The organism is Shewanella sp. 1180_01 (assembly GCF_052850535.1).
Map to the genome: position 1 here is coordinate 100,712 of NZ_VXCT01000010.1, position 20,047 is coordinate 120,758.

At 47.4% G+C, this 20,047-nt stretch carries 18 protein-coding genes, 1 pseudogene and 1 riboswitch; of the genes and pseudogenes, 9 read left to right on the top strand and 10 right to left on the bottom strand.

Annotation, left to right across the window (positions count from 1 at the left end; genetic code table 11):
* Nucleotides 1–229: 229 nt before the first annotated feature.
* Complete coding sequence (locus FW758_RS08205) at nucleotides 230–682, top strand: YybH family protein (protein ID WP_006083706.1); 453 nt, start codon at nucleotides 230–232, stop codon at nucleotides 680–682.
* A 73-nt stretch (nucleotides 683–755) separates the two neighbouring features.
* Here FW758_RS08205 and FW758_RS08210 read toward each other — a convergent pair whose 3' ends face one another.
* Together FW758_RS08210 and FW758_RS08215 are read right to left on the bottom strand one after the other, a co-directional pair.
* Entirely contained in the window at nucleotides 756–1,559 is an 804-nt protein-coding gene (locus FW758_RS08210) for an NRDE family protein (protein ID WP_446445133.1), read from the bottom strand.
* A gap of 61 nt (nucleotides 1,560–1,620) precedes the next feature.
* Nucleotides 1,621–3,276 (bottom strand): metal transporter, encoded by a 1,656-nt coding sequence (locus FW758_RS08215; RefSeq protein WP_446445134.1) that lies wholly within the window; start codon nucleotides 3,274–3,276, stop codon nucleotides 1,621–1,623.
* 532 nt (nucleotides 3,277–3,808) lie between these two features.
* Between FW758_RS08215 and FW758_RS08220 the strand changes: the two genes are divergently transcribed.
* Nucleotides 3,809–4,402, top strand: a complete 594-nt coding sequence (locus FW758_RS08220) for a YhgN family NAAT transporter (protein WP_011848195.1) — start codon at nucleotides 3,809–3,811, stop codon at nucleotides 4,400–4,402.
* A 399-nt stretch (nucleotides 4,403–4,801) separates the two neighbouring features.
* Nucleotides 4,802–5,254, top strand: a pseudogene (locus FW758_RS08225) (PKD domain-containing protein); the annotation flags it as partial.
* 102 nt (nucleotides 5,255–5,356) lie between these two features.
* On the opposite strand, the gene FW758_RS08230 reads toward FW758_RS08225, so the two are convergent.
* Complete coding sequence (locus FW758_RS08230) at nucleotides 5,357–5,920, bottom strand: chorismate--pyruvate lyase family protein (RefSeq protein ID WP_006084902.1); 564 nt, start codon at nucleotides 5,918–5,920, stop codon at nucleotides 5,357–5,359.
* A gap of 116 nt (nucleotides 5,921–6,036) precedes the next feature.
* Between FW758_RS08230 and FW758_RS08235 the strand changes: the two genes are divergently transcribed.
* Both FW758_RS08235 and rlmF read left to right on the top strand, forming a co-directional pair.
* Entirely contained in the window at nucleotides 6,037–6,459 is a 423-nt protein-coding gene (locus FW758_RS08235; protein ID WP_006083670.1) for a flagellar basal body-associated protein FliL, read from the top strand.
* A 58-nt stretch (nucleotides 6,460–6,517) separates the two neighbouring features.
* Nucleotides 6,518–7,615, top strand: coding sequence for a 23S rRNA (adenine(1618)-N(6))-methyltransferase RlmF (gene rlmF / locus FW758_RS08240; RefSeq protein WP_446445135.1), 1,098 nt, complete (start codon nucleotides 6,518–6,520; stop codon nucleotides 7,613–7,615).
* A gap of 74 nt (nucleotides 7,616–7,689) precedes the next feature.
* Here the strand turns inward: rlmF and FW758_RS08245 are convergent, their stop codons facing one another.
* The 4 genes from FW758_RS08245 to moeA all read right to left on the bottom strand — a co-directional run bounded on the left by FW758_RS08245 (nucleotide 7,690) and on the right by moeA (nucleotide 10,772).
* Nucleotides 7,690–7,947, bottom strand: coding sequence for a putative hemolysin (locus tag FW758_RS08245; RefSeq protein WP_446445136.1), 258 nt, complete (start codon nucleotides 7,945–7,947; stop codon nucleotides 7,690–7,692).
* A 17-nt stretch (nucleotides 7,948–7,964) separates the two neighbouring features.
* Nucleotides 7,965–8,627 (bottom strand): Bax inhibitor-1 family protein, encoded by a 663-nt coding sequence (locus tag FW758_RS08250; RefSeq protein WP_446445137.1) that lies wholly within the window; start codon nucleotides 8,625–8,627, stop codon nucleotides 7,965–7,967.
* Nucleotides 8,628–8,740: 113 nt separating this feature from the next.
* Nucleotides 8,741–9,508 (bottom strand): molybdopterin-synthase adenylyltransferase MoeB, encoded by a 768-nt coding sequence (gene moeB, locus FW758_RS08255; protein WP_446445138.1) that lies wholly within the window; start codon nucleotides 9,506–9,508, stop codon nucleotides 8,741–8,743.
* A 10-nt stretch (nucleotides 9,509–9,518) separates the two neighbouring features.
* Nucleotides 9,519–10,772: a molybdopterin molybdotransferase MoeA gene (moeA, locus tag FW758_RS08260; protein WP_268650073.1), complete on the bottom strand. Its 1,254-nt coding sequence runs from the start codon at nucleotides 10,770–10,772 to the stop codon at nucleotides 9,519–9,521.
* A 349-nt stretch (nucleotides 10,773–11,121) separates the two neighbouring features.
* Here moeA and ftnA point away from each other — a divergent pair, with 349 nt between their 5' ends.
* The gene (ftnA, locus tag FW758_RS08265; protein ID WP_006083664.1) at nucleotides 11,122–11,658 is read left to right on the top strand and encodes a non-heme ferritin; all 537 of its coding nucleotides are present in this window, start codon (nucleotides 11,122–11,124) and stop codon (nucleotides 11,656–11,658) included.
* A gap of 94 nt (nucleotides 11,659–11,752) precedes the next feature.
* On the opposite strand, the gene FW758_RS08270 is transcribed toward ftnA, so the two are convergent.
* Together FW758_RS08270 and ribB are read right to left on the bottom strand one after the other, a co-directional pair.
* On the bottom strand, nucleotides 11,753–14,977 hold the full coding sequence (locus FW758_RS08270) for an EAL domain-containing protein (protein WP_446445139.1): 3,225 nt from the start codon (nucleotides 14,975–14,977) through the stop codon (nucleotides 11,753–11,755).
* Between the two features lie 441 nt (nucleotides 14,978–15,418).
* Nucleotides 15,419–16,072, bottom strand: coding sequence for a 3,4-dihydroxy-2-butanone-4-phosphate synthase (gene ribB / locus FW758_RS08275; RefSeq protein WP_011848186.1), 654 nt, complete (start codon nucleotides 16,070–16,072; stop codon nucleotides 15,419–15,421).
* Nucleotides 16,073–16,264: 192 nt separating this feature from the next.
* Nucleotides 16,265–16,494, bottom strand: a riboswitch (FMN riboswitch).
* Between the two features lie 167 nt (nucleotides 16,495–16,661).
* Between ribB and FW758_RS08280 the strand changes: the two genes are divergently transcribed.
* Both FW758_RS08280 and FW758_RS08285 read left to right on the top strand, forming a co-directional pair.
* Nucleotides 16,662–18,797: a S9 family peptidase gene (locus FW758_RS08280; RefSeq protein ID WP_446445140.1), complete on the top strand. Its 2,136-nt coding sequence runs from the start codon at nucleotides 16,662–16,664 to the stop codon at nucleotides 18,795–18,797.
* An 11-nt stretch (nucleotides 18,798–18,808) separates the two neighbouring features.
* Nucleotides 18,809–19,267, top strand: coding sequence for a GIY-YIG nuclease family protein (locus FW758_RS08285; RefSeq protein WP_446445141.1), 459 nt, complete (start codon nucleotides 18,809–18,811; stop codon nucleotides 19,265–19,267).
* On the opposite strand, the gene FW758_RS08290 is transcribed toward FW758_RS08285, so the two are convergent.
* Complete coding sequence (locus tag FW758_RS08290; RefSeq protein WP_342897812.1) at nucleotides 19,256–19,387, bottom strand: hypothetical protein; 132 nt, start codon at nucleotides 19,385–19,387, stop codon at nucleotides 19,256–19,258. The two genes, FW758_RS08285 and FW758_RS08290, sit on opposite strands and share 12 nt — an antisense overlap.
* A 290-nt stretch (nucleotides 19,388–19,677) precedes the next feature.
* Here FW758_RS08290 and FW758_RS08295 point away from each other — a divergent pair.
* The coding region (locus FW758_RS08295) for a hypothetical protein (protein WP_446445142.1) at nucleotides 19,678–20,047 on the top strand (370 nt) is incomplete at its 3' end.

Consider the following 20,047-nt stretch of genomic DNA (forward strand, 5'->3'; position numbering starts at 1 on the left):
GCGGATCTAAATAGCCAACACGGCATAAAATGCGTTGCCACATTATCAACATCAGCCGCCGGGACGGAGCGCCTAGGGCACCCCACTTCCGTGTTGCATCAATTCAAAAGGTGGTCGACATTCTTTCATTGAAGCGCCTTGAATTGGTGTACCCTAGACGCTCTGAAACTCGTATCTTGAGGTAGCTTGGGTATAATACAGTTTAACCTGATTGTGGGGGAACAATACTATGTTGAAAAATGGACTATTAAACAAGGTTAGCTGGCAGCGTGTTTTTGCGGCACTTTTACTCTTAGTGACTTGCCATGTGAGTGCGGTGCCGACGGATGAAATTACGCAGATGCTCAAAGGCCAAGAAGACGCCTGGAATCGCGGCGATCTCGATGCTTATATGCAAGGTTACTGGAAGAGCGAGCAACTGCGTTTTGTCTCTAACGGTAAGTTCCGTTTCGGTTGGGAGGATACGCTCGCTGCCTATAAGAAAAATTATCCCAATAAAGAAGCGCTTGGTGAGCTGAAGTTCACGATCAAAGAAATCAAAATGCTCAGCAATTACGCCGCTATGGTCGTTGGGCGCTGGGATTTACGGCGGATAAAAGATGCCCCAACGGGCGTGTTTACCCTGTTGATTGAGAAAATTGACGATCGCTGGGTGATCACTATGGATCACAGTTCGGACTAAGCTACTGCTTTAATTGAACAACAGCGCTGACTAAAGTGCGCCGTTTCAATACAAGGCTGCACAGTTGCTCAGTTTAGATTTGCGTTAGTAAACAGTCTGGCTTAGCGGGTGGCTCGGCGGGCAGGGTTAAATGGAAATCCTGCTGTCCAAGCTGTCTACCTTTGCCGTCGTATCTCACTTCGGTGAAATGCATACCGCCCTCAGCATCTTCAAGCAGAATGCTGGTGGAGCGCGTGCCATAGTCGGGATGGCGAATATAAATCGCGGCTAAGCGCCGTTCCCACTCGATCCCCACTCCCGTGTTAGGTAATTCATTATCTTGTGGTTGGGAGTCGTCTTTCATCAACTGTAACAGCGCTTGCACTTCTAGGTTGTCGGACTGATTGATCACGGCTTCTAGCACTTGCTGTCCCTTCGCCATTTTCGGCCAAATATCATCGAGTGCACCATTGCTAATGGCATGAAATCCATCGGCGAGTTTGACTGTGTCTTTATTGATACTGTTAAAACAATATAAGTCAGTACCTTGGCCGAAGACGAGATTGAATGGCTGATAATTGTCACTGTGCTCAATGAGCCAATTCGGGCAAATGAGCGAGCCTGAACTTAGGGTCATAGTGATGAGTTCACCGCGGCTACGCATGGCTTCTGGGTTCTTTTGCGGTACGCGCAGATTCGTCACAGCGGCGACTTGTCCCTGTTTATTCACCCCAAACCAAGTGCCGCCCGCCTGCAGATCTTTACCTGCGAGTATGTTTTCTTCCGGTGGCCAAAAGTGCGCTGGCGCGGTCGGTCTATGGTGAAACTCATCGCGGTTGGCACAGATGATTAAGGGATACTTAGGATGGGCATTAATGGCGACAAAGAGTATGCACATAGCAGGCTAAATTAATCCAAAGGTAGATTAACTTAGCCTGTCTGCTCATAAATGAACAGTGTTAGTGGTGCGAGTGCTTATCCGCTTTTGCTTTATCGTGTGTATGTTCATCGGAATGATCATGGGCACTAGGCGTTTCAGCAGTGCTCTGCACAGATGTGTGCGAAGTGCTAGGTTCATGGGTTGCATGTTCGTGGCTGTGCGAATGACTATGCGCATGAGCTGCCGGTTTGCTCAGCATTAAGCGGCGTAGAAATTTACGTGGGCCTAAGCGCAGTAAGCTGGCGGCAAATAATCCCGACAGGATCAGTAGCGCGACTAAGTTCACCACTTCCGGCAAAGTGAACAGGGAGAACCACAGTGGCAAACGTAGTGCTGCGACTAAACTCAGCGCAATAATACTCAGTAATATTGCCCTTTGCGGCCATGTCATTAACTTAAGCTGCGCTATGTTAAGCACAGGTGCGGCAATCAGCGGCATCATAATTGCGATAGGGCTCCAGCCACTGTAGGCCAGTGCAAGAGCCAGCACCGCTGCGCCTAAGTTGCAGAAACGCATAGGTAAGAATACGAGTAACAGCACTATAACCTGCAGCAGCGGATTGCTTAATGGCACTGAAGGATGGCCGATTAAATTCACTAGCACTAGGCTAAGTAAAATCCACGGTGCGCTGCGATCGACTAAATGTGCAAAGCCGAAACGTAGGGAATTACTGGGTAATTTAGTATGCGGATCGGTAATAGTGACGTTAGCGTGACTTAAATAAGCGCTAAGAATAAAGACCACAAGTAACTGGAATAATGCTAGCCAAGGACCGAGTAACAGGGCGGTGATGACGAGAGCTTCGGGCCCCGCTAAGCGTTGGAACCAGCGACGGGCTAAGCTGCTATCCTGCGGTGTCAGACCTAATTTAAAGCGCAGCGCCGCCGCACCATAGCTCAGCAGTAATATGGGCGCGAGTGTCAGTAGCCAAGTCATTAATTGTTCTGTGCTGTGATCATGGTGGGCATGTTCGTGGCCGCCAGAATCCATCAAGAGCAGCATCACGAGCAGGCCTATGCCGAGCAAACTACCGATACCCGCTTGGTACTCGTATTTGCCTTGCTTGTCGGTATCGTGCTGGCCGTGGGGTTGATGTAGCACCACATGCAAAATAGAACCGGTAACAAAGGCTTGTAAATAAACGGTATTTTCTAAACTGAGCTGAGTGATTAATTGCTCGCCTGCAAAGTAACCAACACCCGTAAGTAGCATCATAGCGACCAGCACTAAGCTAGCCCAGCGGGTGCCGACTTGAGGTTTGAGTAACCACCAAATGGCGAGGCCGACGGGGAGGCGATGCATAATGACCCCGAGGGCAAGTAAGATCGAACTGCCGTCTTGCTGCGCCAATACCATAGCGCCACCGTCGGTGATGGTGTGCAGTAGCAAGCCGCCAATCCCTAGGGATAAGGTGAGATTATGGGTGATTTCTGAATAACGGTGGAATAGGCGTTCGCTAGCGGTCGGTCCCCATATGCCTAGGAATACAAAGACTACGGCTAACAAACCGCCATGCTGCAGTAGCTCTGGCAAGATGTGGATCAGCACTAATCCGCCTAATGAGACGAATATAAAGCCATCGAGCCCCTTCTGTAATCCGCTGCCCGATGAAAAGTAGCGATAAAACAGTGGCCCAATTAAGAGTGCGATACAGCTAGCAAGAAGATATAGCATGGATTCCACGGAAAATTTGCTGAAAAAACGCCATAGTATACCAGCTGTAAGGCAAAGTGAGCAGTGACTTGCTGGCAATTTACCAAACTGACATTTTACGCTGGGGTTTTCGGGGGCGAATTTTATTCACTTTAGCCATTTAGCGGAGAAATTTTCAGATCAACATCGAGAAAAGGTACTATACCCAAGCTACCTGAAGATACGAGTTTCAGAGCGCCTAGGGTGCTTCAATTCAAGGCGCATCAATGACAGAATGTCGGCCACCTTTTTAATTGTTGCAACACGGAAGTGGAGCTCCCTAGGCGCTCCGTTCCGGCGGGTTGTAACGTACTTTATGCCGTGTTGGTTACTTTTAACTTAGCCCACTAGGTCCGCAAATAACCGCAATCGCCATGGATGGCGTGAATGCCATTTATGCAGGAGCAATTAAGGGCCTTGCCTAAAGTGCGTTACATTCCCGCTGAATCCTGCATCTTCAGGTTGTTTGGGTATATAATATGGGCTTATGTTGGCTTGGGTGTTGATACGTTAAATGGATATATTTTCTGCTGCGGTAATGTTGTTTTTGATCATGGACCCCCTGGGGAATTTGCCGATTTTTGCGTCGATTCTACGGCATATCGATCCCAAGAAACGTCGTAAGGTATTGATCCGAGAGTTACTCTTCGCCTTAGTGATCATGCTGTCTTTCCTTTATGCGGGTGAGGCTATCTTAAGTTTTTTAAATCTTCGCTCTGAGTCTGTGAGTATCGCGGGCGGTATTATTCTGTTCCTTATCGCGATTAAAATGATTTTCCCTCAACCCGGTGGTGTCGTTGGATTAGCCGCGGGAGAAGAGCCATTTATCGTACCTATGGCCATTCCCTTGATGGCAGGTCCATCGATTCTTGCCGCTTTGATTCTACTGGCGCATACCGATAGCTCACGCATGGGCGATTGGACCATAGCATTAGTGTCTGCTTGGGGGGCAAGCGCAGTGATCTTAATGTTTTATAAACTCTTCACCCGTGTGCTGGGTGAAAAAGGCCTCACTGCGGTTGAGCGTTTGATGGGCATGGTATTGGTCATGATCTCAGTACAAATGTTCCTCGACGGTATTTCAAATTATCTAAAAACCGCCGGCTAAATTTATCTCGCTCGCTTAAAACGAAACCGCATTAACGCTGTTAATGCGGTTTTTTTATGGCAGAAATCTGGTAGGAATGCCCTCAGAACAGAGATTTGCTGAATAAACGCTGACAAAAGTGTAAATCTTTCTGGTGAAGCAATGTATCAAGTTGTTACTGGTGTGTGGTGCTGCTAATGTCGAAAACTCCGTCTGTATCTTGAGATGGGGCAACCCTGAGTAGATGACTCATAAAGGCAAATTTGTCTTAATACAAAGAGACACTAGTCTTAATAAATAGAATGGCGTTGGCTGTTACAGTAAGGATGTTAAAAATGCGAAGTGCAAAAGGCGTGACAGCGTTTGGACTGATGTTGGCATTGATTAGCGGCGCGAGTATTGCGGCTCCGAATCATACGCCTGCTGATGCAGGTACTATCGCAAGCCAGCAATAACAGCACTGCGGTTATTCGGTTAGCAAATGCAAATTCTGATGCTGTAGCGCCATTAAAAGTCAGTTTTACTAATGTGGTCAATCAATTAGTTGTAAACTTCACCAGTAATATTAATGGTGGTATGGGGGCATTAACCTACGCTTGGGATTTTGGTGATGGCACCACAAGTACAGCGGCTTCGCCAACCCATACCTACGCAAGCGCAGGCACTTATACTGTGACGCTTACAGTAACTGATGCGCAAAATACTAAGGATATTAGTAGTTTGACAGTGACTGTTACTGCACCAGTTACGCCCCCTGTCACACCTCCTGTGACTCCGCCGGCGAATGAGAGTTCTGGCGGTGGTAGTCTAGGTTGGTTGAGCCTTGCTTTCCTTGGCTTATTGACTTGGCGTCGCCAGTTAAATATTCGCTAAGTTAATCGCGTGATAGCAGATCAAAAATGCCTCTAATTTAGAGGCATTTTTATTTGTCATTTGTCATTAGTCATTAAAGCAAGCTTTGGCTAAAGCTCGAGTTCATAACTGACGGATAGCTTGCTCGGCCGCAGGCAGAAAGATTTCACTGACGATCATTTCGTGTTCACCGTGATGAAAATAGCGGCGGCGTCCCCAGAGTTCATGTTCGACACTCTGATCTAAACTTTCGGCTAAATGAGCGAGGCGGCTACAGGTCTCAAAACTGGCGACTTCAATTCTGCCTGGGATAAAATGATCTTGGCTAAACAGCAGTTCACCTAAGGGGCGGGTGCCCAGACCAAGGAAATCCGCTTGGCGCTCGGCCATTAACTTTTCGGGGATCAAAGTTCTGGCAAATACCCAAGGGATTGAGTCGAGGCAAAGTAACACTTCGCGGATCCATACTGAGCCTTGCTGGGGGTATTCGCCATCTAAGGGCGCATGCAGTCCTTCGCCAAGGACTTTGACTTCAAATTGAGTGCAGCAAGTTTTGAGTTTTTGCGTTAGGCTGCCAGTGGCAAGTAACCATTCTTTCAAGGGCGATTTGGGGAGTTTGTTAGCGCTTTCGGCACAAAACCACTGAATAGATTCACCATAGGGGAAGCTTAAGCTAGTCACATTCATTAAATACTCGTTACAATATAGGCAAACGTCGGCAGTCTAGCATGTCGCGACGCGAGCAGATAGATTGGGAAGTTTCTTCCATTACCATTATTGTTTTTAGGGAGCCGTAAGCCGCTATGAAAAAATTACTCTCAGTCTGTCTGATCCTGTTTACCAGTGTTTTCAGTGTTTATGCGGCCGATGAAAAAGAAGCGGCACCTGCAGCGACGCCTACGGGTGAGTACGCCTACTATGGTTTTGAGCCTGAAATCGTCACTAACTACATTTCTAACCGTAAGAAATTAGGTTTTGTGAAGATCAGCGTCGAGTTAATGGTTAAGAGCCCAGATGATTTGGTCACCGTTGAGCGTCACGATCCGCTATTACGCGCCGCGATTGTTGAAGTATTGGGCAATCAATCAGAAGAAAAGATTAAGTCACTCACTGGCCGTGAAGAAATCCGTCGTGAGTGCTTCGATATGGTCAATAATCTGCTCACTCAAGAAGCGGGTAAAGCCTTGATTGTAAACTTACTCTTTACCTCTTATTTGTACGATTAATTCATTGTCTTATTTTATGGGCTGACTGATGTCGGCCCACTGCGTTCCAAGAGCTGCTATGTCAAAACCTGCCGTGAAATCCGTTCCATCAGCGACTGCGAAAACCGCAACCCGCGCAGCGAACCCCCGCCAAAAAGCAAAAGCACCCAAGCAGGCTAAACCTGAAGGTAAAGGCAGAGCAAAGCCAAGCAAAGACAAACCCAGAGCTGAAATCAAAAAAGCCCTGCATCCGCGTAACGCCCACTTGAATGGCTATGATTTTCCGTCGCTAATCAGTGCATTTCCTCAGCTGAAAACCTTTGTGCGGCCCACGCCCTATGGCGCGCTATCGATAGATTTTGCCGACCCGCTGGCAGTTAAAACCCTCAATGCGGCGCTACTCAAACATCACTATGGAATTGGTTCTTGGGATATTCCTCAGGGCGCACTTTGTCCTCCTATCCCCGGTCGCGTCGATTATGTGCATTACGTGGCAGATCTGTTAGCCGAAGGCGATAAGTCATGTGCCATAAGTAAGGCGAGGGTATTAGATATTGGCACAGGCGCGAACGGCATTTATCCCATATTGGGCCGCCAAGTGTATGGTTGGCAATTTGTTGCCTCGGATATCAATGCCCATTCTCTCACCAATGTGCAGAGTATTATCGAGCAAAACCCAGCGCTGCAAGGGCGGATAAGCTTACGATTACAGCCAGATGACAAGGCGGTCTTCAAGGGAGTAATCCAAGCCGAAGAGCGTTTTGAGCTCACCCTGTGTAATCCTCCATTTCATGCCTCTATGGCCGAAGCGAGCGAAGGTACAAGGCGTAAGGTGAATAATCTACAGCTTAATCGGGGGAGCTCAGTAAAGGCTGCACCTAAGCTGAATTTCGGCGGCCAAGCGGCAGAGCTTTGGTGCCAAGGCGGAGAGCGACAGTTTTTGGCGACTATGATCCGTGAGAGTCAGATGTTTGCAGAGCAATGTCTGTGGTTCACTAGCCTAGTGTCGAAGCAAGAAAACCTGAAACCTTGTTATCAAGCCTTAGCACAGTTGAACGTTGATACAGTGAAGACGATTGAAATGCAGCAAGGCAATAAAATTACGCGGGTTTTAGCGTGGAGCTTTCAGTCGGCCGCTAAGCGCAAAATCTGGCGCGCTGAACACTTAGCTAATTAAGGTTTTCAGTTTACTTAATAACAAAACAGGCGCCATTATTGGCGCCTGTTTTTTTAAAGGTAAAAGAACCACTGTTACTGGGGCTTTTCTTCCTGATGATCACGGCGGAATAACGCCCACTCTTCCATGGCTTCATCGTTTGGCAAGGTACAGATGCCATGCTCACCTTCGGCGGTTTTCTCTATTGCCAAGCTACCACCCTGGGAGATGCAATACTCAGAGGCGGGATTAGCAATCTTAACTTGCGCAGCAGGTTTTTCAGCTTCGCTGCAACCCACGAGTGCCGCAGTTGCCAGCAGTAAAGTTGCAGTAAACGGTAATAGGCCTTTCATAGACACTCCTTGGTGACTTATTTACGCCCTAAAATTCGCAGAATGCGTAGGAATAAGTTGATGATATCCATATACAAAGCGGCTGCGCTATCGATGGCATTATCTATGGTTTTCGGAATTTGATTCGCCCGTCCCCAGTCGTAACCTATATACCCGCAGAAAAACAGCACGACGATCCAATCTAAAATCCCGTGGTGAGTATTAAAGATAAACACTTCAATCAGCTCGACGACGATGACGAGCACCAAAGCAATCGTGAGTGCACCGGCAATTTTCTGGAAAAAGGCGGGAAAGAGTGTGCCTAGACACATCATGGCAATGGTTACTAAGCCAGTAATGCGAATGGCTTCTGTCACTAACTCAGGGTCGTATTGACTGACTACCATATTGATAATCAAGCCGAAGGGGACGACTACAAAGTTGTAGCCAATAAAGCTGACGACGGGATTGCTCGATTTTTGAAACAGATAAATCCCAAAAAAACAGGAGGCAAAATAGCCGATAAAGAAAATCCAAGGATTAACGCTGGCAATCGCTTCTGGGTCGATATTGGTGACCATCCAATAGTTAACCGCAAACCCCCAAATCAGCGTGAGGCCGATAACGAGGTTGTACATACCTGCGCCAACGATGGGATCGTCTGTGGTCATGCGATCAAATACACTGTTTTCCGAATCCATATGTTTTCCTTGTGATTTCCTCCTTGTGATTTCCTTATGTTAACTGGTCGTTCAGCCTCACCAGCGTCGGGCTAACTTAAGGCAAGTAAAGCCGTTTTTCAAGCGAGAATATCTTAAGCCTGAGTACCACAGACACTGCAGTTGGCGTGTTTCGGGAGTTTCATCTCACGAAACTCCATCGTCATCGCATCGATCATCAACATGCGGCCCGCTAAGGTTTTACCCATACCAGTGATGACCTTGATGGCTTCAACCGCCTGTAAACAACCTATCATGCCGACCACAGGGGCTAGGATGCCCGACTCGACACAGCTGAGTTGTTGCTCGCCAAATAGGGCGCTAAAGCAATGATAACAAGGTGTTTCGCTGTGATAATCGAACACTGTGACCATGCCTTCCATCCGAATTGCCGCTGCGGAGACTAAGGGCACTTTATGCTTAAAACAGCTGAGGTTGAGTTGTTCGCGCACACTGACATTATCGGTGCAGTCGAGCACTAGATTGTGATTGGCGACAAGGACGTCAATCTCATGATCATCTAATACTGCATTGATAATGTTGATCTTAATAAAGGGATTGAGCTGACTCAGGCTCTGTTTGGCCGATTCGACTTTTGGCTGGCCGACATTGGCATCTTGATGCAGCACTTGGCGCTGCAGGTTAGAGAGTTCAACGTGATCAAAATCGACCAAGGTCAGCTCGCCAATCCCCGCAACAGTGAGGTATTGGCTGGCGGCGCAGCCTAATCCGCCTGCACCTATCATCAACACTTTCGCTTGTTTTAGGTGTTCTTGGCCGTCGATATCCATGGCTTTGATGGAGATCTGACGGCTGTATCTTAAGAGTTCGCTGTCGCTGAGAATATCGTCAGGCACATTCATGGATATTTTCCTAGCAGAGCACGCTGTTAAAGGGCTCGACCGTCACTTGCGTGCCAGCGTCAGTATCCCCTTGGAATTGTTCCAATAAAACGAAACAGTTCGCTAGGCTCATTGAGGTCAACATACCTGAACCTTGGCTACCAGTAATGGCAACCTCGAGTTTGCCCTGTGCATTACGGCTTAAAATGCCCCGTTGATATTCGACACGGCCCGGTTGTTTACGCACCGGTGTGGTGAGTGTGGCGTCTAACATCAAAGGCTCGACTGGGGTTAAACCTTGCATCTTGTTCAGGATAGGCCAAACGAGCTTATAAAACGTCACCATAGAAGACACGGGATTCCCCGGTAAACCACAGAATACCGCCTTGCCAATTTTTCCCATGGCGAAGGGCTTGCCTGGTTTGATGGCGAGTTTCCAGAAGGTGATTTTGCCTTCTTCATCGAGAATTTGTTTCGTGAAATCCGCTTCGCCGACCGACACGCCGCCCGAGGTCAACACCATGTCTGCTTGGCTGGCGGCTTGGCGAAATGCCTGACGTATGGCTTCAGGATCATCGGCTATTACGCCTAAATCAAGCCATTCCACATTAGCGCGGCTGAGTAAACCTTGAATCGAGTAACGGTTTGAATCGTAAATTTGCCCCGGCGCGAGTTCGCTGCCAACAGGACGCAGTTCGTCACCCGTGGAGAAAAACGCCACCTTAAGTTGACGATAGACTCGCACTTGGCTGATACCAATAGTGGCCAATACGCCGAGTTCGGCAGCGCCAATTTGAATACCAGCAGTGAGCACCTTAGTGCCTTGGGTCAGCTCTTCGCCACGGCAACGCACATTGGCACCTTGCGCCTTAGGATGGCGAATATGAATAATCTCACCTTCAACTTCGGCTTCTTCCTGCATCTGCACTGTGTCATAACCCGCAGGCACGGGCGCGCCCGTCATGATCCGTATGCAGGTATTAGGTTTAGCTTCACCTTCAAAACCATGGCCGGCGAACGAACTGCCGATAAGGCGTAATGAGGTGTGATTGGTTTGCGTATTCAAGTCGACAAAACGGAAGGCGTAACCGTCCATGGAGGAGTTGTCGAAGGGTGGCAGGTCTATACAGGAAGCGAGATCTTCCGCAAGGACGCGGCCAAGGGCATGGGGAAGCAATACGACTTCGGTGTCTGACACTGGGCTAACTTGTTCGAGCAAAAGGGGAATAGCTTGATCTGGATGCATTAAGCTAGGTTGCGAACAAGGATCGGCTTTTACGGACATGAGGGTCTGCCTTATATGCAATGGGTCGTGATGACGCTGAATGAATTTCCACCTGACTATGATTGGCTATTATGCCACGGTGATCGGCGATGGCTATGATTTGCATGTGAGTTTCTGTGATAGGCCAGTCAGTTTTTCCTGCCACTTTGGATGATAACCTAGCAATAAGTAACGCAATTTGCGCAGCTAAGTCGAAGGCTGAACGCGAGTCGCTGGACAAATGAAAATCATTTTTATCAATGAATCATTAACTTAGCTAAAAATCTAAAGGTAAATTTTGTTGCTTTTGTCGACCCCCTTGATGACAATGTGCCCCATGATTCAGTTCGAATGCAAAAGAGGATTTACTATGCTGTCAGCCACTATGATCGAAAAGTTGAATGAACAAATTAATATGGAGTTCTTCTCCTCAAATTTATACCTGCAAATGAGCGCATGGTGTGAAGATCAGGGATTTGAAGGTGCAGCTAAGTTTATGCGTGAGCACGCGGACGAAGAGATGGGCCATATGCGTCGTCTGTTCACTTATGTGAGTGAAACCGGTGGCTTACCTTTGTTAGGGGCGATCGAAGCGCCGCAGTCACAGTTTAGTTCTTTACTGGCTCTGTTCGAACTTACCTATGAGCATGAGCAGTTGATCACCAGTCAGATCAATGCCTTGGCCCATGCCGCCTTTTCGAATCAAGACTACTCAACCTTTAATTTCCTGCAATGGTATGTGGCCGAGCAGCACGAAGAAGAAAAGCTGTTCAAGTCGATTGTCGATAAGATACGTTTAGTGGGTGAAGATGGTAAGGCACTGTTCTTTATCGATAAAGATTTAGCTAAGTTAGCCTCTAAGGGCGGCGAAAGCATAATGAACGGTCAAGGCCAACCACAGGCTTAAGCTCGTTTTATTCGCCACAAAAAAGCAGCCTAGGCTGCTTTTTTGCTATTTATTCTTCAATTCTTTTTGCTATTAGTTGCTAGCTTTCAGCATCTTAGATATTCACACAACTATCTTGGTAATCATGATTGAGCAGTGCTGTGTGCTTGATGTGCAGCAAGGGCGTGATCTCGTCGAAGGGCAGCGGTTTAGAGATCAAATATCCTTGGGCGAAGTGGCAACCTAAATCCCGCAGAAAGTGCCACTGGGCTTCGGTTTCTATGCCTTCGGCCACTAACTCCATTTCGAGGCTTTGCCCCATCATGACAATGGCTTTGACTAAGTTAGCATTAGCGTTACTTTCGAGGGCATTTTCCACAAAGCTACGATCGATTTTAATCACTGAAATAGGGAATTTTTTCAAATAACTCAGGGAAGAATAACCTGTACCGAAATCATCGATATAGATTTGCGAGCCTAAATGGCGAATCGATTCGAGCGTGCTCAAGCAATGGCTGGCATCGCCCATCAGCATGCTCTCAGTGATCTCAATATGCACATTGCGCGGGTTCACATGGTGGCGGTTAAAGCATTCCTGCAGCACTTGGTCGAATCCCATGCCACGGGTGTTGATACATTGGCGACCGGAAACATTAATCGCAACATTGATTTTTAAGCCACTTTTCTGCCACTGCCTGAGATCATGCATGGCTTGGTTGAGCACCCATTCGCCCATAGGTTCTATCAGTCCGGTTTCTTCGGCCAGCGGGATAAATTGATCCGGTGGGATCAGGCCAAAGTCGGGGTCTTGCCAGCGGATAAGGGCTTCGACGCTGCAGACCACTCCAGTTTGCATATCCACTATGGGTTGATAATGCAGGGCAAATTCATTTTGTGCCACGGCGCGGCGCAGGCGTTGCTCTAATTCCATCCGGGCGAACATGGCTTGATTCATGCCCGCGGTGAAGTATTTGAAGTTATTCCGTCCCGCGTCTTTGGCTTGATACATGGCGGTTTCGGTATTGCGGGTGAGTGAGCTGACATCGAGGCCATCTTCGGGATAGACGCCGATACCAAAGCTGGCCGAAATCTGGATCTCGCGGTCATTTAAGTCAAACGGCATGCCCAAGGTTTCGATAATACGCGTTGCCATGTGTTCGATGGCGAGTTCGTTAGTCAGTCGCGGCAATATAAGCACAAATTCATCACCCCCGATGCGGGCAATAAAGTCGGTTTTACCCGCAATGCCTTCTAAGCGTTTGGCCACATCTTTAAGTAATAAGTCGCCCGTGGCATGGCCTTGTACATCGTTGATGTATTTGAATTGGTCTAAGTCAATCAGCAGAATTGCCAGTTTGCGTGAGTCATGCTGCGCCACATGGATTTCGTGCTGCAGGCGCTCATTAAACAACTTACGATTAGGCAGCCCCGTTAACGCATCGAAGTTGGCTTGATACCAAAGATCTTGCTCATATTGTTTACGTTTACTGATATCCATAAATAAACCAATGTGTTGGATTATTTGTCCTTGCTCATTTCGCACCACTGTAATGGCTAGATACTCGGGATACACTTGGCCATTTTTACGCTTATTCCAAACCTCACCCTCCCATTTTCCTTCCGTTTGCAGCGACTCCCACATGGTGGTGTAAAAGTGCTGCGAATGGCGGCTAGAACTGAGGATGGATGGGCTGCGGCCTTTCACCTCTTCCAATGTATAGCCAGTAATATTGCAGAAAGCCGGATTGACCAGTTCGATATGGTTATCGGCATCAGTCACCATTATGCCCTCGGCAGAATAGTCAAATACCGCAGCGGCGCGGGTAAGGGCATGGTTCGCCTTCTGCCGTTCGCTGATCATCCGGTTCATGGCACGGGCCATGCGAGCAAGTTCATCAGTACCTGAAACGCGGATATTGATATTGAACTTAGGATCTTCCGCCATTTGCTGCATGTCATTGGCAATCTTAGTTATTTTATCCATAAAGTTGCGAATGATCTTCTGTCCGAGCCAGAGTGTAACGGTTGCGGTGAACAGCGCTGATAACAAGTACAGGCCGAGGAAAGTCAGGGCTTGGTTTTGTTGATACTCGCTCTGTTGCGCCATGGTTTGGGTGATGTCTTTGGCGAGTTGATGCAGTTGTTCAATACGCTGGGTGGTGAGCGCCCACCATTTTTGGCTGTCAATCGGATGTGGCGGCATTAGCAGCTGTGTCATCGCTTGGCTTAACCTGTCCTCACTGGCTGGGACTTGCGCGATGGCGTTGATCTCCACCATCGGCAAGCCTTGCTGCTTCAATTGCAGCAGCTTGGCCATACTGAATTGGTATTGATCTATGCTGTCCTCAATGGTTTTCAGCGCTGGCTTAAATTTGGGAAGAAAGCGGGTCTCGTGATTGAGTTCATCTAAGTTGAGGTGAATCGTCGCCAGCGCGCTATTAAATTTTTGCAGTGAAACGTCATCGCCCTTTAGCAGATAGTCCTGAAAACTCCCCATTAAGCCACCGTAACCTAAGTTGGCATTAATATTTTGTGCCAGTGCGCTAATGCGGGTTTGCTGCTCGATTTGTTGGCTAATTTGCAGAATACGTTGATTCTCTGGCGAATCTTGCAGGTTTTTCAGTAACGATTTTCTATCGGAAATCGCGGCACTGCTCGCGTGCATCAAAGCTCGGCCATATTCATACATGAAGGAGCTTATGGTGCGGTAATCATTCAGATTGAGTGAGTCGCTGAGCAGCAAATGATTGATCGCGCTACGTTCTTTTACGGCGAGTTCTTGCACCATCAGCAAGTTTATTAAATCGGTATAGGCGCGGGATTGGCTGATTTCGTTGGTTTGTAACTGCAATAGTTGAATGAGCTGTAATAGCTGAGTGTGCAGTTGACTATAGAGATCACTAAACGAGCCTTGTGTTTCGCTCGCAAGAGTTTGACGTGCGTTGGCGAGTCTGTGGCCTGTGAGTGTGATGGCATCTAATAATGCGTTCATCTGACTGGCTTCAATACTCTTAGGATCGAGCGACTCACTGAGGTGGGCTAAAGGTTCGCTATTAAGTAACGTATCGAGAGCTTTGGAGGTCGCCTGTTGTTGCGTGACTAGCGCGTTATCGGTAGGCAGTTGGTTGGTGCTCAGACCATATTCGTTCTGCAACTGATACAGTAATTCGGTGATGTGTACCGTCGCCTGCACCGCAAGATGGTTGTGTTTGGCCGAGTGTGATTCATTTATTAAGCCATGCATGCGCGTCAGGATAAAAAAACTCATCATCAACAAGGGGACAAGCGAAAATAGAATGAGCTTTTGCTTCAAACTAAGGTGGTGTAGCGCTGACGGCATTAAAGATCACTCCACTCGTTCGCCTAGTCAAAAAAAAGAAATTCAACGTCATCACGTTGAACTTGAGTTGAAAATGGAACTAGGCACAGGGTGAGAATATTTAACATAGGCGGCCAGTCACCGCGACCTTTAGTTTATGGATATCTAATCTAGGTCACGAAATTAAGCAAATTGTTATATATCGAGCTAAATAACTATTTTTATTAGCATATTTTGTGCCTATCAAACAAACATTTCATTTGTCTGTGATGTGAGGCAGTTTTTATTATTCGAAAGAATGACTTTATTTCATGTTCCATGGGCAGTGATTTAGGGAAGATATAAAAAGTGGGATAGGCGAAGTTGGGCTGCAAATAACACCCAATAAAAAGGACGTTTGCCGCAGCGAAACGTCCTTTATTTTTTAGCTAATGACCTAAGTTTAGGCCATTGAGGTCTGACTTAACCGACCTTCGCCAGTAGCGATTTACGGTAGACCACTATGTCTTCAATCGTCAGCACTGGCATATTGTGCAGTGCGCCGAAGGCGATAATTTCGGGTAAACGCGCCATAGTACCGTCTGGGTTAGTGACTTCACACAATACACCTGCGGGTTTTAAGCCAGCGAGTTGCACTAAATCGATCGTGCCTTCGGTATGGCCGCGGCGAGTTAACACGCCGCCCGGTTGGGCGCGAAGTGGATACACATGGCCAGGGCGAGCGAGATCGCTTGGCTTAGCGTTGTCGGCAATCGCGGCTTTAATGGTGGTCACGCGGTCAGCGGCAGAAACCCCAGTCGTTACACCGACAGTCGCTTCAATACTCACAGTAAATGCCGTGCCGTATTGGCTCGAGTTGTGCTCGACCATCGCAGGCAGTTCGAGGGCTTTGATTTTTTCATCGGGTAAACATAGGCAAACAATACCGCTACATTCGCGGATGAGCATGGCCATTTGGGCGTTCGTCAGTGTCTCGGCAGCGAAAATTAAATCGCCTTCGTTTTCTCTATCTTCGTCATCGACAACTAACACACCTTGGCCTTGACGCAGGGCATTAAGACCCGCTTCAACGCGTTCGATAGCAGTACCAAAAGGAGCAAGTAAAGACTGATTCATGGTTAATATCCTTAAAAAATACGACATTGGAATATCCAGAATCAGGGCGTGCAGAAATACAACCAAATCAAACCTAATGGCTCGATTTTGCTGTAGCAATATCACTTCACTTTGGGGTGAAGTTATTGCAAAACATGAGGCTAACACTGCAATACATAAGCGCGTTGCACTTAAATACTACAAGGTGTTGTCTTACATTCTCTTCCATCCGGACTCAGCACTGTCGCCATTAAAGCAAACAGTCCATTACCGTCGGCTCTGGAATAGTCAGTTTTGCACTAGGCAAAATCTAAGGCACCAGATCTGCTGACCCCGAAAGTGATTTCGGGCGCTCGCGGGCTTTGGGGGGCTCAGTAAAATAATCACTTAGCCGTTACCCATTTACCGCCGGTGGGGAGTTTCACCCCGCCCTGAGAATTTGCTTTTGAGCTGTTTGCGCTCAAAAACGCCGTTATGTTGCTCTTATTTACCGCGAATGGCAACTTCTCGCGTTCAATGTTTGCGCTAGTGCACACCTGACCACTATCATGCTAATTTATTTGCCGTTGCATTCTGCGACGGTCGTTATGGACGTCACAAGGACGTATAAATGCGATCTCTGCTGCTAACTTTAGGTATTGCCATGTTGTTATCCGGTTGTTCGACCTCAAAAGGGCAAGTACTCGCCCCAGTTGCTGAAAAAATCCCCCATGTGATGACTTTACATGGCGTAACCCGTACCGATGATTACTATTGGCTGCGTGATGATGAGCGCAAAGATCCTAAAGTGTTGGCCCATCTCGAAGCTGAGAATCGCTACACTGCGGCTTATTTCAAACCCTTAAAGCCGCTGCAAGATGGCCTTTTTAAAGAGTTAACTGAGCGCTTAGTCGCCGATGAGTCGAGCGTGCCCTACCAATGGCACCAGCACAGCTATTACAGTCGTTATAAAGAAGGCGGCGAATATCCGTTAATCAGCCGTAAGGGCGCCGATGGCGTTGAGCAAGTGATGCTGGATGTGAACGAGCGAGCTAAGGGCCATGAGTTTTATGGCTTAGGCGGCGCGAGTGTCAGCCCAGATGAAACCATGTTGGCCTTTGGTGAAGATGTCCTCAGCCGCCGTGTATATCACATCTATTTTAAAGATTTGGCCTCGGGCGACATGATCGTCGACGTGCTTGAAAACACCGAAGGTCGCGTAGTGTGGGCGAACGACAACAAACATGTGTTCTATATCGCCAAAGATTTGCAGACCTTACTTGGTTACCAAGTGTATCGCCATGAGCTGGGCACTAAGCAGTCGAGCGATGTGTTAGTGTATGAAGAACAAGACGATTCTTTTTATATCTCGCTGGGCAAAACCTTAGATGAGTCGCAAATTGTGTTGTTCCAAGAGAGCACCACCACGAGCGAAGTGTCAGTGCTCGATGCCAGCGAACCTTTGGGTTTATTCAAGCCAGTGTTAGCGCGGGAAGAAGGCCACGAATACAGCCTGTCTAAGCTGGGTGATACTTATTACATTCTCACCAACTGGCAGGCGACTAACTTCCGTTTGATGAAAGTTGCCATCAAAGATTCGGCGGACAAATCTAAGTGGCAAGAAGTGGTTGCGCATAACCCCAATGCCCGTATTGAAGATGAGTTAGTGCTCAAGGATTATCTGATTATTCAGACCCGCGAAAATGGCCTGACGCGCATTAAAGTGATGCCGTTCAATGGTCAAAAGCCTTTCGAACTGAGCTTTGATGAGCCTGCCTATGTGATGGGTTTAGATGTTAATTCTCAGCAAGACAGCAATAAGTTACGCATTTTCTACTCTAGCCTGACAACGCCAGAAGCCGTATACGAATATTCGCTAGTGAATCCCGATAGACGGGATTTATTGAAACAAGATCAAGTCTTAGGCGGCTTCGATGCCAGCCAATATCGTGCCGAACGTGTGTTTATTACCGCCCGTGATGGTGTGAAAGTGCCGGTTTCTTTGGTGTATCGTAAAGATAAATTCAAGAAAGATGGCACTAACCCTCTGTATCAATACGGTTATGGATCTTACGGTTACACAGTTGAACCCGATTTTTCTTCATCTGTTATCAGTCTGCTCGATCGCGGTTTTGTGTATGCCATCGCCCATGTGCGCGGCTCAGAAATGCTCGGTCGCCCTTGGTATGACGACGGTAAGCTGTTGAATAAGCAAAATACCTTCAATGATTTTATTGACGTAACAACGGCATTAACGGCGCAAGGTTATGGCGACAAAAACAAGGTTGTTGCCTCTGGCGGCAGCGCGGGTGGTTTGCTAATGGGCGCGATTGCTAACCAAGCGCCGGACAAGTATTTTGCCATCGCCGCCCATGTGCCGTTTGTTGATGTGGTGACGACTATGCTGGACGAGTCGATTCCGCTGACCACCAATGAGTACGACGAGTGGGGCAATCCGAACGAGAAAACCTATTTCGATTACATGCTGAGTTACTCGCCCTACGACAATGTCACCGAGCAAGAATACCCACACATGTTAGTGACGACGGGTTTGCATGATTCACAAGTGCAGTATTTTGAACCCGCCAAGTGGGTCGCTAAACTGCGCGATGTACAGAATAAGTGGTACAAGATGGATGATAAGGTGTTGTTATTCAATGTGGATATGGAAGCTGGCCACGGCGGTAAGAGTGGTCGTTATCGTCAGTACCAAGACACAGCCCAAGAATATGCCTTCTTCTTGAGACTATTAGGTATGGCGAAGTAGGTTATTCGCAAGTGACTGGCTCAGCCGTCAGCCTAGGCAATACTGACAGAGGCGCTTTACAGCAACATGAGTCACTGGTGGCAGACACACTTGCCCCAGTGGCTAGCGCTGTCGCTACCAAAGATGCAGTGACAGAAGCTTCGCTGAATCCCGTACCATTAAATCCTGCACCACAGAAGCCTACACCCATAAAATCAGCACCCCTCTGGTATTTGTATCTAGTCCGCTGCGCCAACGGGCATTTATACACAGGTGTCACCACCGACGTAGCGCGACGCTTTAGCGAGCATCAATCGGGTGGAATCAAATCCGCTAAGTATCTGCGCGGTAAAGGTCCATTAACGCTGATGTATCAAGAGCAGGTTGGTTGTCAGGGTGATGCACTACGTCGTGAGATTGCAGTTAAAAAGCTAAGCCGCAGTCAAAAGCTGGCATTGATTGAGTCTGGATGTGGAGTACTAGAGCGTTAACGCTGCATCATACTTGTCCTGTGACGAGGAATGATTAAGCACTGTCATTCCAGTGACTCGCCGTAAATATGTCCCTATAGGCTCGACGACGGCATCCATGCCGTCAACGGTCACTTCCATGTCAGTGCTTAATCCAGTTAATCATAGAGTATCCTGTTAGCTAGACAATCTCCCCAAGCATCAATGATTTGCCAAGCCTAATTTTTTAATATTATTTTTTGCAACCACAACCTTATTCTTGTACATGAATAGCTATCTTTATACATAAAATCAATGCATTACATTTATAGTCAATGGTTTATTTTTAAAGGTGTAGGTAATGGTTTCGACAACCGTGAGAGCAGTGTGTCACGGCTCTTACAATATAAGTGCACATGCGTACTATAAAAATAATGTGTGTCATTAAGGAAATGAGAGCTTTGCCAACAATTAACGAAATAAAAGAAGAAGCATTTAAGCTCCGAGGATTAATTGATAAGTGTGAAAAATCGAACATGAAACTTGTGATTGATTGTTTCCCTATTATGAGTTGCAAATTATCATCGATGCTTTTGTCTTATCATTTTCTTGAGGTATGGCCGCAGCTTGAAGTGAAGGGCGTTAGTGCTGCTACTGGGATAGGCGATCAAATAACGCACTATTGGTTAGAAATTGACGAAGTTGCAATTGATATTACAGGAGATCAATATAACTTCATAAAAAACAGTGAACTAAATAATAAAATTGTAAAAAACCGTCCCTTTGAAGCCGTGCACGTTTCTCTTAAAAACGAAAGCTATC

Bases quoted from the DNA above. Each gene is read 5' to 3' on its own strand.
- FW758_RS08205 (WP_006083706.1), top strand. From the start codon at position 230: ATGTTGAAAAATGGACTATTAAACAAGGTTAGCTGGCAGCGTGTTTTT.
- FW758_RS08210 (WP_446445133.1), bottom strand. From the start codon at position 1,559: ATGTGCATACTCTTTGTCGCCATTAATGCCCATCCTAAGTATCCCTTA.
- FW758_RS08215 (WP_446445134.1), bottom strand. From the start codon at position 3,276: ATGCTATATCTTCTTGCTAGCTGTATCGCACTCTTAATTGGGCCACTG.
- FW758_RS08220 (WP_011848195.1), top strand. From the start codon at position 3,809: ATGGATATATTTTCTGCTGCGGTAATGTTGTTTTTGATCATGGACCCC.
- FW758_RS08230 (WP_006084902.1), bottom strand. From the start codon at position 5,920: ATGAATGTGACTAGCTTAAGCTTCCCCTATGGTGAATCTATTCAGTGG.
- FW758_RS08235 (WP_006083670.1), top strand. From the start codon at position 6,037: ATGAAAAAATTACTCTCAGTCTGTCTGATCCTGTTTACCAGTGTTTTC.
- rlmF (WP_446445135.1), top strand. From the start codon at position 6,518: ATGTCAAAACCTGCCGTGAAATCCGTTCCATCAGCGACTGCGAAAACC.
- FW758_RS08245 (WP_446445136.1), bottom strand. From the start codon at position 7,947: ATGAAAGGCCTATTACCGTTTACTGCAACTTTACTGCTGGCAACTGCG.
- FW758_RS08250 (WP_446445137.1), bottom strand. From the start codon at position 8,627: ATGGATTCGGAAAACAGTGTATTTGATCGCATGACCACAGACGATCCC.
- moeB (WP_446445138.1), bottom strand. From the start codon at position 9,508: ATGAATGTGCCTGACGATATTCTCAGCGACAGCGAACTCTTAAGATAC.
- moeA (WP_268650073.1), bottom strand. From the start codon at position 10,772: ATGTCCGTAAAAGCCGATCCTTGTTCGCAACCTAGCTTAATGCATCCA.
- ftnA (WP_006083664.1), top strand. From the start codon at position 11,122: ATGCTGTCAGCCACTATGATCGAAAAGTTGAATGAACAAATTAATATG.
- FW758_RS08270 (WP_446445139.1), bottom strand. From the start codon at position 14,977: ATGCCGTCAGCGCTACACCACCTTAGTTTGAAGCAAAAGCTCATTCTA.
- ribB (WP_011848186.1), bottom strand. From the start codon at position 16,072: ATGAATCAGTCTTTACTTGCTCCTTTTGGTACTGCTATCGAACGCGTT.
- FW758_RS08280 (WP_446445140.1), top strand. From the start codon at position 16,662: ATGCGATCTCTGCTGCTAACTTTAGGTATTGCCATGTTGTTATCCGGT.
- FW758_RS08290 (WP_342897812.1), bottom strand. From the start codon at position 19,387: ATGGAAGTGACCGTTGACGGCATGGATGCCGTCGTCGAGCCTATAGGG.